Source organism: Microcystis sp. LE19-10.1B (genome assembly GCF_027530565.1).
GTDB lineage: Bacteria > Cyanobacteriota > Cyanobacteriia > Cyanobacteriales > Microcystaceae > Microcystis > Microcystis aeruginosa.
This window is the reverse complement of sequence record NZ_JAPZQM010000521.1, coordinates 1-12,734: the sequence shown is the minus strand read 5'-3', so window position 1 is coordinate 12,734 and position 12,734 is coordinate 1. Positions and strand designations below refer to the sequence as shown.

The window sequence follows — 12,734 nt, the reverse complement described above, 5'->3', positions numbered from 1 at the left end:
GATTTTGAGAGAATCGTCGTTCAAAACCTTGCGTCTTCATCGGCCCGCGTCCTGTAGGGGCGAAGCATTCGGACAATAACCTATCGGTGAAAAGGTAGATTTTCTATCCGAATGCTTCGCCCGTACTTATTCAGCAAACCCTAATTACACATCTAAGCCACTACTCCGTCAGACTTCTGGTGTGAGGAAACAGTGAACTGAAAACTCAAATCCGATCCCTAATAGCTGTATCCCGTCTCCCGTCTCCTGTCTCGGAGTCTCGACTAGGAAATTAATTTTACACGACTACTTAATAATGTTCAAACTTCCTCTCTGGAACCCCGGCACTTGCCACTCCTTACCCACGACTATAAAATTAGCATCCATCTTGCGGGGGTATTACCCTGGTTAATACCCCCTATTTTGGTCTGGTATAGTGTTAAGCTTCTCCTGTGATTGATAAACCCTCTACCCAAACGTAGGGACAAACACCACTGGGAGTAATAACCGCTTCCGGTTCCAGATAAACAATCGATTTCAGCAGTGTTAAAATATCTCCAGCTACGGTAGCGGAATCGATGCTAATGCGCTCATTTTTGTTAACTAACCAACCATCAAACGGCAAAGAGAAGGAACCTTGTAGAGAATTAACTCCCGCATGAAGTGCCTGTAAACTATCAATTAAAACCACATTTTCTGCTGTTTCCAAAGAATAGCTTTTGGGTTGATTAACACTAGCAAAAACGTGATAAAAATGGGGACTAACTGTTACTTTTGCGCCAATGTTACCGTTGCCAGTCGGTTCCGTATTCATCCGTTTAGCGGTAATCGTGCTATGGAGAAAATTACTCAAAATCCCCTCTTTAATTAATTCCACACGACGGGTGGGAGTGCCTTCACTATCAAAAGTTTCTGCGGAAACATTAGCTGGATGGAGGGCATCATCACACAAATTTAAGGCAGTAGCGGCGATTTGTGTTCCTAGGGATTCAGGAGTAGAAAGACTCTGTTTATCAAGGACATTTTGGGCATTAAACAGATTAGAAAATGCCCCTATGAGACTCAAAAAGGCGCGGGGGGCAAAAACCACCAAATATTTACCCGTGGTAATCGGTTGATAGTCCAGATGGCTAACAGTTTTGGTAATCGCTTCCTCGATGCAACCATCGATATCTAATTTTTCCAGCCCCGGACTAACCCGAAAAGCACCAGCGCTGCGGGGTTTTTTGCCTTCCTGTTCGGTTTTGGTGTATAAATACACGCTGGCATAACTACGCGCTTCCTGACGCATTGCCCCGTCGCTATTGAGATAAAAACGTCTGACCTGCTGTTGTCCCAAACCGTTATAGGGAACACTGGCAATAGCTGGATGGGCTGCTAGTAAGGATTTTTCGGCGGCTAATAACTTATCGATGAGAGTGGATACAGGTGCTTGATTAGACATTTCGCTGGCCACTTCTGTGGTAGGTGCGGTGGCAGCGGGACTAAAATCGGGGACATTTTCCTTAACGCCAAAAAAGCTGGCTTCTTGGGCGGTTTTCAGGGCTAATTGCAGTCCCACCGGGTCCACATCGGTGGTAGAGGTGACACCGACTTGATTATCCCGATTCCAGACGCGAACGATAACGCTGGAACGATTGGACGCTTGTACCTGTTTGGGTTCCCCTTGAAACACATCCACATCGGTTTCATCGACAGAAGAACCATAGATGTCGTATTTAGCAATTCCTAAAGCTTGGGCGCTAGAATTAGCGATTTGGGCGATATCTTCAACTTTTGGCATAGATTTTTTTTGGTGTTGGAGGATTTTTCAGTTATCAGTAAACAGTAATCAGTAATCAGTGAAAAGAAAGCTCAGAACTTGCCACTTAACAGTGTCCACTGAAAACTCAAATCTGATAACTGATAACTGATAGCGGTCAGCCGTAAGCTAGATAAGTAGGGAGGCACAATTATTTGTAGGATGGGTTAGCGGTAGCGTAACATGAGCGGGCGTTGGGTTTCATGCTTCAACCCAACCTACGTTCTGAAAACTCAAATCTGATAACTGATAACTGATAACTGATAACTGATAACTGAAGAGAGATTGGGCCAAGTGGTGACAATAAAGACGATAACGGCGGCCGTGGCCAGCATAGCTTTAGCAACGTGACCGATAACCGTACCGACGACGATACCGACACAGACTTTTAGGGATTGTTGCAAACGGGGGGTTAATTCCAAATCGCGACGATAGGCGTATTCTCCGACAAAAGCCCCGACCACAGGACCGACAAATAAGCCGATAATTGGGCCGCCAATGGGTAAAGCCGGTAAAAGCCCGAATATTCCCGCTAATAAACCCACTACTAGCCCGATTTGACTCCAATTGCTCGCCCCAACTTTTTGGGCGCCGAGATAACTAGCGAGGAATTCCACCCCCAGACTGAGGAGAAGGACAACAAAGGCCACGGTTAAAGCGACCCCCATCCCCGCGAATTTGGTGACAAAACCCCACACCAGCATGGCGATTAAAATCAAACTCATGCCGGGGACAGCGGGCAGCAGTTCGCCAATTATCCCCACTATCATGATGGCAATGAGGAAATAATAGAGAATTACTAAAGTCATGATTAACGACCGCCAACGGTAATAGAATCGACTTTTAAATGGGGTTGACCAACGGTGACATAAACGCTACCACTGACGGAACCGCAAAAACCCGCCGCTAGTCCTAAATCTTGGGAACACATAGAGATTTTATTCATAATCTCCTTGGCTGAACCGATTAAAGTCGCGCCTTTTAGGGGTTTAGTCAGGTTGCCGTTTTCGATAAGATAGGCCTCCTCGACGGCGAAATTAAATTCCCCGGTCGCCCCCACACTACCACCGCCCATTTTTTTGCAATAAATGCCTTTATCGATGGAATTAAAGAGATTATCGAGGGTATATTCCCCAGGTGCGATGTAGGTATTCCGCATCCGACTAGCGGCGGCATAGGTGTAGTTTTGACGGCGACCGCTACCTGTGCGCGGATGGCCGGTTTTAATTGAACCAGTGCGATCGGCAATGAAGTTTTTTAGGATACCATTTTCAATGAGGAGAGTACGCTGGGCCGGCATTCCCTCATCGTCCATATCGATAGTACCGAAAGCTTTATCGGATAATCCTTCGTCCCAAGCCGTCAGATTTTCGTGGGCGATTTTTTCGCCCTTTTTATCGAGAAAGGGCGTGGTTTTTTGTTCGATTTGCGTAGTTTCTAGCAAATGGCCGCAGGCTTCGTGGAAGATAACGCCGCCAAATTCATTGGCCATGACGATGGGATAACTGCCAGATTCTACATAGTCAGCGTAAAGCATTTTACCCGCCGATTCGGCCACTTCTGCCGCCGATTCCTCAGCATTCCACGTCCGCAGAAAATCGGGATTACTGGTATTACCCACCCGTTTACCAATGCTAGAACGATTAGTTCCATCGGCACAGAGGAGATTATAGCCCACGGATTGGGTGAGGCGAATATCCCGGGCAAAAGTGCCGTCACTAGCGGCAACTAAAATTTCTTGCCAATCGCGAAAATAAGCGGCGCGACGAGATTGGACGTGAGAGGCTTTCTGATTGAGGTGAACGTTAGCAGTTAGGAGAATATCACCCATTTCTCGCAAAGAACTGCAATTATTCAGCCAAATATCTTTATTTTTGACCGTGGCATAATCCCGGAACATTTCCAGATTGATTTCGGGAATATACGCGTTAGGACTGGGTAGGTTTAAACCGAGAATCGATAAACCTTTTTCTAGGGCATTTTTTAAGCCTTGGAAGCTTAAATCGTTGGTACTGACATAACAATCAGCTTTACCGCGAAAAAGGCGGATTCCTGCCCCTGTAGATAGTTTCGGTGAGAGACTGGTGATGGTGTCATCTTCGGCTAAACAACTGATATAGTTGACTCTTTCGAGGAAAAATTCGATAAAAGTCGCCCCGGCAGCCCGTCCCAGTCCCAGGAGAGTGGACAAAGGAGCCGCCCAAGAGCTATCAAAGCGCTCCAGACTAGGATTATATTTCAGGGTGGGGAGTTCTTTGGAGATGAGTAGAGTGGGTGACATAAAGCTCGTTTATCAGTTAATCTGCTGGTTTCTAGTCTAACAGTTCTCAGTTTTTTCCGTCTGGGGATGCGTTAGCGCCGCCCAACCCTGCTAAATTTTTCTCCTTCATATCTCTTAATAAAAACCTTGATTCGAGCGCTCATCGCCCGCAAGATTAAATAAAGAGCGACTCAGGATCAAAATAATGGCCACAGCGACACAATTCTTAAACATTTCTGACTTGACAAAAGATGATTATTGTGTATTCGGTTTAGCGATTTGTTTTCTCAAACAGGAGGGAGAATTAGAAAAAGTGGCGGTGTTAGAACCGATTCCCTCGGCGGCCCTAGAGGCAATTGTCAAAGGAATTCCCACTTCCTACGAATTTGCCCGCGCCATGGCTTTAGGAGAGGTATTTCAGGACGATAATCCTCAAATACCCAGTAATTTCCCCGATAATGCCCAATTATGCGAGAATTTTGTCGAAAGGGCGATTGCGGCCACTCGCACCTATAAAAATCAACCCCACCTGCAAGGGTTAATCCCCTTGGGCAGCCAAAAAGACGATTTAAACTTTTCCCTAGAGAAAAAACGCATCTTGAATGCTGTTCATGTCGTGCGGACGGAGGATAACGTCAAACAACATTCTCATACCCATAAGGTTTTGTAATCAAGGTGAGTTCGGATTAGGGAAATTTTGCCGTTTTCCCTGATTCCGAACTCAGATGAACCAGTTATCTTAAGAGTGAGGTGTAAAGTTGTGATTTTGAGGAGTTGATGCCCAATTAAGTAGGGAGGCACAATTATTTGTAGGATGGGTTAGCGGTAGCGTAACATGAGCGGGCGTTGGGTTTCATACTTCAACCCAACCTACGTTCATCTAAAAAGATTATAATTTGTTTTCTCAATTTAGGATTAGTAAACCATGGCAAGTATAGAAACATTATTAGCAGAAATTATTAAGGCTGCATCTCACATTTGCAGAAATAGCGACAATCGGCAATTATTGGTGAATCTTAAATTGGTACAAGTATATTAACAACTGCGTGTAAGCATCTCACCGAAAAGCAAATGCGCTCCGGGGTTTGGGGGGTAGAACCCCCCAAAAGCTTGGATTGAGTCATAAAATCGAAAGTAACGCCCAATTTTCAAAGAGAGGTTCCCTTTAAAAACCCCAACTTAGTAGATTTATAAAAATGAGATGCACCCAATTATTAAGGCAATGCTACACATAAATTTTTGCTGACTGAATAAATATCTTCAAACAAATAATCCCATTGATGTTCTAGGTGTCTAGCGATATGGTAAGCAAGCAAAGGTGGCACAGCATTACCAATTAATTTGTAACAATCCGTAGCCGAAAGTGAATATTTTTCATCTCCCTTATTTTGTGGACGCACAAATTGAAAATCATCGGGAAAAGTCTGTATTCTCGCACATTCCCGCACAGTTAAACGTCTCATTTTTAACCCTGCTTCTAACTCATTAACTATCTTTCCCCCTAATTCTAAAGATAATCTCCTAAATTCAATATTACCGTGATGTTCCGAGCGAATAGTCGGACTTAAACCCTGTAAATTAACCTCGATTTGTCCCTGAGTTTTACCATAATGTTTAGCTTTTGAATAGCTTTTTTGTGAGAGGTCAAATAACTCCTTTTCTGGTTCTGCTAAACCTGATAATATCTGACCCACTGTACTGTAAGTTTTAAGAGGATATATTGACTCAAACAGATTTAATTGATGCTTAATAACTTTATGGGTTGGATGCGGAAAAATATCATTATTTTCTAGATGTGCTATCGCTGTCGCTTTTAAATAGGTTTTATTTAAACCGATAAAGATAATTCTTTCCCTAGTTTGGGGAATTCCATAATCGGGAGCAAAGAGAAGTTTAGGGATAACTATATATCCATCTTTACCAATGGCACTAAAATCATCTTCAATTATATCTTTAACATTAGCCAAGGAGATTAAACCTTTAACATTTTCAGCAATAAAAACTTTAGGTAAGGTTAATTCAATAACTCTTTTCATCCAATAATAGAGTTTCCCGCGATTGTCCTGAAAACTATCTTCACTCTCGTCTAGTAGTTTACCTGTGTGACTTTTGTGAGAATTAAACCCCTTTCTTTTTCCTGAAACACTAAAATCTTGACAGGGAAAACCTCCCGTTACTACATCAATATTACTGGGAAACTGAAACTCTCCTTTTTCTGCTTGTTTGACTAAATCTACAATACTCCCCAAGTGAAATACATTCTTTTTACCCCTTTTTTCAAAGTAGGGAATCCAAGCATTATGAGCAGCTTTAGTTATATCATTAGCAAAGACAGTTTCAAAAGTAGTGCGCGGTAGTTTTAGCCATGGTTCCCGTCTTTCTACTATCCAATCTTGATGAATATTTTCATTAACACAGTCTTGGTGTACCCAAAAACCTCCCTCTAATCCTAAGTCCATTCCCCCGCAGCCAGAAAATAGAGATAAAACTCGCTTTTGTTGCCTATTCATCACTATTGATTAAATGAGTAATTCAATAATATCATACTGATAATCAACTCGATCGAAAAGGATTAATTAAAGTTAGTTGATTGGATATTATTAACCCATCCTGCATATCTTCAGAGTAAAGAATACTAGCATCGGATGCTAAGGCACTAGCTACAATTAAACTATCCCAAAAAGAAAAACTGTATTGAGTGCGGAGTTCAGAGGCTCTTAAAATAATATTGCGATCAAGTTGAATAACAACACATCCATCGTAAAATTCTTGGATAATTTCTCTAATTTGAATTTCACTTATTTTAGCTTTTTTGGATAAAACAGAGCAAACTTCATTAATAATTTGCGTACTGATTAAGATATTTTCCCTGCTAGTTAAAGCGGTCGCTAGATTGCGTTTTCGCCTTTCTGCAGCATCGTTACACTCTGGGTCTATTAAAAGACGGTATAGCCAGATATTAGAATCAAAAAAATAAAGAGAATTGGTCATAATTATAGCTGATGAATTTCTTCCCGATTTAATTGACGAATACCTTTAACAGCAACGGGGTTTTGAGTTAATTGGGCAATGATTCCAGTGGTTGATATTTTTTTATTTTGTTTGATCACAATAACTTGAACTTCGCTGTCTTCCTTCAAGTCCTGTTGGTATTCTTCGGGAATTTCGATAATACCTTGTTTGATTTTGGCTTTAAATTCCACTGCATTTAACATATTGTTGCTCTCGATCGACTGTCTATTAAGATTAATTATAACAAATCCTGGTTAATCCCAACATTTCCTTCGGCTCAAAGGTCTGCGGATTGGCATTGAAACTATTCTTTATCAATAGATTTATTGCGCTGGTACTCCCGAAGAAATCCCTAAGATTTATCCTTCCCTGAGTTGAGAACAAGTTTAGGCGACAATTTTATCTTATCTCCACAACCAAGCATAAGTTAAGCAATACATAGGGTTTGCTGAATAAATCTAAAAACCTTGTTGGATAAGACTTTGAGACCTTTTTGAAATCCAAAAGTGCCTGGCATGGGAGTGATCAGGGGGAAATTCAGGTACTTTTTCCCTGAAAATTAGGTAATTGACACCTTCAAAATCGCTAAAACCCCACACCCCACACCCTCTTTCAAGTCAGACCCTTTGTCGAGCCTGGAACTTTGTGATCGATCGAGACTCCTTGCTATACTATACCTCTGACACTGGCTTTCCTCATTGGTGCAGAATGCAACCCACAGACTCGAATAAATTTACCGAACAAGCTTGGGATTCGATCGTTAAATCGCAAGAAATTGCGCGACGCTTTAAAAATCAGACCTTAGAGGTGGAACACGTTATTATTGCCCTCCTAGAGCAGAATAACGGTCTAGCCACCCGGATTTTACAAAAAGCTAATATAGAAATTCCGCGACTGCAACAACAGCTAGAAGTCTTCACCAACCGACAGCCGAAAGTGGCCATCGTCGATCAATTATACCTAGGTCGTGGTCTCGATCTGCTGCTCGATCGAGCGGAAGCATCCCGGGAAAGTTGGCAAGATAAATTTATCTCCGTGGAACATCTTCTCGTCGGTTTTGCCGAAGATGAAAGGGTTGGCCGGAAATGTTTACGCACTTTCAATCTTGACCCCCAAGATTTAGAATTAGCCATCAAAGCGATTCGCGGTACTCAAAAGGTTACTGAACCCAATCAAGAGGAAAAATACGAAGCTTTAGATAAATATGGCCGGGATTTAACAGCAGCGGCCAAAGAAGGCAAATTAGACCCAGTTATCGGTCGTGATGAAGAAATTCGACGGGTGGTACAAGTCCTCTCGCGACGGTCGAAAAATAACCCGGTTTTAATCGGTGAACCGGGGGTAGGAAAAACCGCTATCGCTGAAGGATTGGCCCAAAGGATTGTTAACGGAGATGTTCCCGAATCTTTGAAAAATCGTCAGTTAATTTCCCTCGATATGGGAAGTTTAATCGCTGGGGCAAAATATCGAGGCGAATTTGAGGAAAGATTGCGGTCAGTCATGAAAGAAGTGACCCAATCAGAAGGGCGAATTATTCTCTTTATTGATGAACTACATACCGTTGTCGGTGCGGGTTCTAGGGAAGGAGGATCGATGGATGCGGGCAACCTATTAAAACCTATGTTAGCTCGGGGAGAATTGCGCTGTATTGGGGCGACAACTTTAGATGAATATCGCAATCATATTGAAAAAGACCCCCCTTTAGAAAGACGTTTTCAACAGGTTTATATTAAGGAACCTTCCGTGGAGGATACTATCTCAATTCTCCGGGGTTTAAAAGAACGTTATGAGCTGCATCATGGGGTGACAATTACCGATTCGGCTCTAGTGGCAGCAGCTACCCTATCCCATCGTTATATTAGTGATCGTTTTTTACCCGATAAAGCGATCGATTTAGTTGATGAAGCGGCGGCAAAATTAGAGGTAGAAAGTACCACTAAACCCGCTGATTTGGAAATGATAGATCGTCGATTAATGCAGTTACAGATGGAAAAATTCTCCTTAGAAAAAGAGGAAAAAAAAGATAGAGCTTTTCAAGAGCGTTTAGAAAGAATTATCGAAGAAATTGAGGAATTAGATAGTAAACAAAAGCCTCTCGCTGACCAATGGCAAACCGAAAAACATATCGCCGAGGAAATTAAATTATTGCGAGAGGAAGAAGAACAATTGCGCCTACAGGTGGAACAGGCGGAACGAGCTTATGATCTCAATAAAGCAGCCCAATTAAAGTATGGCAAACTAGAAATTTTACAGGGGGAATTAGAAGTAAAAGAAAAAGAACTAGAAACTATTCAAGCGGCAGGTTCTACCCTGTTAAGACAACAGGTAACTGATGCTGATATTGCCGAAATAGTTGCCCGGTGGACGGGAATTCCTGTCAATCGTTTAATGGAATCGGAACGACAAAAATTATTAGAATTAGAGTCTCATTTACAGAAAAAAGTTGTCGGACAAAATGAAGCGGTCACGGCAGTAGCAGCGGCGATTCGACGCGCGCGCGCGGGAATGAAAGATCCCTCCCGTCCGATTGGTTCATTCCTGTTTATGGGACCCACAGGAGTGGGTAAAACCGAGTTAGCGCGGGCCTTGGCGGGGTTACTGTTCGACTCCGAGGAGGCCATGGTTCGCATCGATATGTCGGAATACATGGAAAAACACGCGGTTTCGCGGTTAATCGGCGCGCCTCCGGGTTATGTGGGTTACGAGGAAGGGGGACAACTATCGGAAGCGGTGCGTCGTCGTCCCTATTCTGTGGTTTTATTGGATGAAGTGGAAAAAGCCCATCGGGATGTTTTTAACATTTTATTACAAGTGCTTGACGATGGGCGCATTACCGACTCTCAGGGGCGAGTGGTGGATTTTCGGAATACGATTATCGTCATGACCAGTAATATTGGCAGTGACCATATTTTAAATGTTTCCGAAGATGCCGATTATGAGGAGATGCGGAAACGGGTTTTAACAGCTTTGCGGAGTCATTTTCGTCCCGAATTTTTGAATCGTATCGACGATTTAATTATTTTCCATACCCTGAAAAAAGAAGAATTGCGTTACATTGTTCGTCTGCAATTACAGCGTCTGGAAAGATTATTAGCAGAACAAAAAATCAATCTAGAATTAACCGCAGCAGCAGAAAATCATATCGTTACTGTTGGTTACGATCCCACCTACGGTGCGCGACCTTTAAAACGCGCTATCCAACGGGAGTTAGAGAATCCTTTAGCCACAAAAATTCTCGAACAAGCTTTTATGGAAGGGGATACGGTGGTAATTGATTGTCTGGATGAGGTGTTAAGTTTTAGCAAAAAGGAGCTAAAAAAGGAAGGGACAACATTAGAATTAGCCGTGGTTAACCTCAGTTCGGATTAAAACCAGACAGGGGATATATTCCCCTCCAATTCAGCCAATATAAACAAAATTTTGCCCCAAAAGGCCTGGTGAATCTAGCTAAACAGGTTTTGCCTATCTAGCTGACTGCCTATTGCTGTAACTGATGACCACAGCTACTACAAAAGCGATCGGTTGCCGCTACTTTTGCCCCGCATTGACGACAAAATCGGACTTTACTGACGGTTTTTGTGTCTCCCATACTCATTTTCATATCTCCCATTTGCATTTCCATGGGGGCAAAATTCATCGACATATTGCCCATTTTCATCGGTTGCATCGGTTGCATCGGTTGCATCGGTGAGGAGGAGAAACTGGTAGCAGTGGTCGATTGAGAGGACTGAGAAACTCCAGAGGTATGAGGAGAGGAAAAACCGATACTGCTTCCCTGAATTTGGATTCTGTGGGGTCCGGTTTCGGTGATAATTTCAATAATTGCCCCTTGGGGAATTATCTCTATTTGGGGTTCTTGTGTCCAAACTCCCGTGGCAAAACTACTGCTAGACTGCTGTTGTTGTCCCACCGCACCACTAGCGAGAGTTACAATCGTCTGCGGCCCTTGATTATCGAGATAGAGACGTTGTCCTGTGGGTAATTCACTATAAATAGCCATATTTTTGACAGGAAAAAGTAAAAAGTAAAAAGTAAAAACCTAGTTCACACCCCTAGGATCCAGTCTAGCGAGGATACAAATGTTAGAGGATTTTCTTAAGAATTTTATCGACAAAAAAAGGGTGGTTAACCCACCCTCACCATGTCTCAAGAAAACAAACTTTTTAACGGACGCTACCGGCTAATTTATCGACCCGAATCGGTTTCATCAGGTACAATTTGAGGAATTGCCAAGCGTTAGAGGCGAAGATAGGCAATTTCTTCAGGAATTTAACCAGTGCGGGACTGTTTTCGCTATCGATCGCCCGTAATCCCTCGTTATTGCCAACACAAATTTCTAGGCGATCATAAAATTCAGGACTATCCACATCAAGAACAATCGGGAAGACGCGGCCGGCGGTTTCATTGGTCTTCTCGATTACATACTTATCGTACTCGCGAGCGTCCAAACCGAGAATGGCGTAGAAACCAGAACGCTGAGTATCATTGAGATACATCGTAGCGAAGACCGAAAGCAGGAAGAAACGACACCAGAGACGAGCGCGCCAATCATTAAGAATATCAGGCTGCGCACGCATGAGCGCATCGAAGAAGTCCCCGTGACGGTTTTCGTCTTGACACCAATTCTCGAAGAAGTTAAAAATCGGATAAACCCGATCTTCGGGATGTTGTTCGAGATGACGATAAATGGTGATATAGCGCCAATAACCGATTTTTTCGGAAAGATAGGTGGCGTAGAAGATAAATTTCGGTTTAAAGAAGGTGTAGTTACGGCTTTTGGTTAAAAATCCCAAGTCAAGGGAGAGGTTAAAATCCGATAAAGCCTTATTAAGGAACCCAGCATGACGCGCTTCGTCCCGGGACATGAGGTTAAAGCATTCTGCGAGGAGGGGATTTCTGTTTTTTAAACGTCTGCCGAGTTCTTTGTAGAGAAGAAAGCCGGAAAATTCGGCCGTGCAGGATCTTTCCAGAAATTCCACGAATAAGCGGCGGGTTTCGCCATCAATATGCTCCCAAGAGCGATCGAATTCTTGATTGCGAACGAAGTGATGCCGGTTATAATCGGTACGGAATTCCTCTAAAATCGCTTTCAGTTCTTCCTCGTTAGCGGCGATCGACATTTCCGCCATCGCTTCAAAATCAGTGGTGTAGAAGCGGGGAGTGAGGATCGTTTCTTTAGCGGGAACTTTTATACCCGGACGGATTTCCTCGAATTCTGGTTTTTGGATCGTGCTGACCATAGGGATTATTGATTTTACTCTGGGATGATGATTGAGACGAGTAAAGGCTCTGACTTGATAATGACCAGCCGTGAAAAAACGGCTAGGATTCACTATAGCAAGCTCTCAGCCCTAGACTCTCTTCCTGTTCATTAAAAGTTACAACTCTTAATTAAGCTGTGTGAACAAACGCGGCTTTTTCGCTCCCAGTCTTGACAAATGTTCGGAGAGGTGGGGTTTGTTCGGTGATCAGTAAACAGTCATCGGTAATCGGTGAACTGAAAACCCACATCTGATAACAAGGTCCGAATCTAAAACCTAATTGGGCTCTTCGGTTTGTGTTATGCAATGGACGGGGATTATAAGGGATGGAACCCTTATATAGAAAGGCATTTAGCGATTTTTGTCAATTGTTTTTTATCTAGAGCGAACTAATCAATTAAGTCTCTTGCCAGATAAGGAT

The 12,734-nt window shown here is 43.0% G+C and carries 10 protein-coding genes; 2 read left to right on the top strand and 8 right to left on the bottom strand.

Annotated elements, in window-relative coordinates:
- Positions 1-418: 418 nt before the first annotated feature.
- From O9332_RS18685 to O9332_RS18675, 3 genes are all read right to left on the bottom strand, one after another.
- Positions 419-1,762 carry a TldD/PmbA family protein gene (locus O9332_RS18685; protein ID WP_002757795.1) on the bottom strand — a complete coding sequence of 448 codons (1,344 nt, stop codon included), beginning with the start codon at positions 1,760-1,762 and terminating at the stop codon, positions 419-421.
- Between the two features lie 251 nt (positions 1,763-2,013).
- Positions 2,014-2,589 carry a DUF456 domain-containing protein gene (locus O9332_RS18680; RefSeq protein ID WP_002757794.1) on the bottom strand — a complete coding sequence of 192 codons (576 nt, stop codon included), beginning with the start codon at positions 2,587-2,589 and terminating at the stop codon, positions 2,014-2,016.
- A 2-nt stretch (positions 2,590-2,591) separates the two neighbouring features.
- Entirely contained in the window at positions 2,592-4,061 is a 1,470-nt protein-coding gene (locus tag O9332_RS18675; protein ID WP_002757793.1) for a TldD/PmbA family protein, read from the bottom strand.
- A 184-nt stretch (positions 4,062-4,245) separates the two neighbouring features.
- Here O9332_RS18675 and O9332_RS18670 point away from each other — a divergent pair, with 184 nt between their 5' ends.
- Positions 4,246-4,710 (top strand): hypothetical protein, encoded by a 465-nt coding sequence (locus O9332_RS18670; RefSeq protein ID WP_002757789.1) that lies wholly within the window; start codon positions 4,246-4,248, stop codon positions 4,708-4,710.
- Between the two features lie 544 nt (positions 4,711-5,254).
- Here the strand turns inward: O9332_RS18670 and O9332_RS18665 are convergent.
- Genes O9332_RS18665 through O9332_RS18655 form a run of 3 tightly spaced genes read right to left on the bottom strand, consistent with a single transcriptional unit; the run spans position 5,255 to position 7,255 of the window.
- The gene (locus O9332_RS18665; protein WP_288026816.1) at positions 5,255-6,550 is read right to left on the bottom strand and encodes a DNA cytosine methyltransferase; all 1,296 of its coding nucleotides are present in this window, start codon (positions 6,548-6,550) and stop codon (positions 5,255-5,257) included.
- Positions 6,551-6,593: 43 nt separating this feature from the next.
- Positions 6,594-7,031, bottom strand: coding sequence for a PIN domain-containing protein (locus O9332_RS18660; RefSeq protein ID WP_288026814.1), 438 nt, complete (start codon positions 7,029-7,031; stop codon positions 6,594-6,596).
- A gap of 2 nt (positions 7,032-7,033) precedes the next feature.
- Positions 7,034-7,255: a hypothetical protein gene (locus O9332_RS18655; protein ID WP_288026812.1), complete on the bottom strand. Its 222-nt coding sequence runs from the start codon at positions 7,253-7,255 to the stop codon at positions 7,034-7,036.
- A 505-nt stretch (positions 7,256-7,760) separates the two neighbouring features.
- On the opposite strand from O9332_RS18655, the gene clpB reads away from it, so the two are divergent.
- Positions 7,761-10,421: an ATP-dependent chaperone ClpB gene (clpB, locus tag O9332_RS18650; RefSeq protein ID WP_288026819.1), complete on the top strand. Its 2,661-nt coding sequence runs from the start codon at positions 7,761-7,763 to the stop codon at positions 10,419-10,421.
- 109 nt (positions 10,422-10,530) lie between these two features.
- Here clpB and O9332_RS18645 read toward each other — a convergent pair whose 3' ends face one another.
- Entirely contained in the window at positions 10,531-11,052 is a 522-nt protein-coding gene (locus O9332_RS18645; protein ID WP_288026810.1) for a zinc ribbon domain-containing protein, read from the bottom strand.
- A 163-nt stretch (positions 11,053-11,215) separates the two neighbouring features.
- On the bottom strand, positions 11,216-12,292 hold the full coding sequence (gene acsF / locus O9332_RS18640; RefSeq protein ID WP_288026808.1) for a magnesium-protoporphyrin IX monomethyl ester (oxidative) cyclase: 1,077 nt from the start codon (positions 12,290-12,292) through the stop codon (positions 11,216-11,218).
- Positions 12,293-12,734: the final 442 nt, after the last annotated feature.

Coding starts and splice junctions, on each gene's coding strand:
- O9332_RS18675 (WP_002757793.1), bottom strand. CDS start 4,061: ATGTCACCCACTCTACTCATCTCCAAAGAACTCCCCACCCTGAAATAT.
- O9332_RS18680 (WP_002757794.1), bottom strand. CDS start 2,589: ATGACTTTAGTAATTCTCTATTATTTCCTCATTGCCATCATGATAGTG.
- O9332_RS18645 (WP_288026810.1), bottom strand. CDS start 11,052: ATGGCTATTTATAGTGAATTACCCACAGGACAACGTCTCTATCTCGAT.
- O9332_RS18655 (WP_288026812.1), bottom strand. CDS start 7,255: ATGTTAAATGCAGTGGAATTTAAAGCCAAAATCAAACAAGGTATTATC.
- O9332_RS18685 (WP_002757795.1), bottom strand. CDS start 1,762: ATGCCAAAAGTTGAAGATATCGCCCAAATCGCTAATTCTAGCGCCCAA.
- O9332_RS18665 (WP_288026816.1), bottom strand. CDS start 6,550: ATGAATAGGCAACAAAAGCGAGTTTTATCTCTATTTTCTGGCTGCGGG.
- acsF (WP_288026808.1), bottom strand. CDS start 12,292: ATGGTCAGCACGATCCAAAAACCAGAATTCGAGGAAATCCGTCCGGGT.
- clpB (WP_288026819.1), top strand. CDS start 7,761: ATGCAACCCACAGACTCGAATAAATTTACCGAACAAGCTTGGGATTCG.
- O9332_RS18670 (WP_002757789.1), top strand. CDS start 4,246: ATGGCCACAGCGACACAATTCTTAAACATTTCTGACTTGACAAAAGAT.
- O9332_RS18660 (WP_288026814.1), bottom strand. CDS start 7,031: ATGACCAATTCTCTTTATTTTTTTGATTCTAATATCTGGCTATACCGT.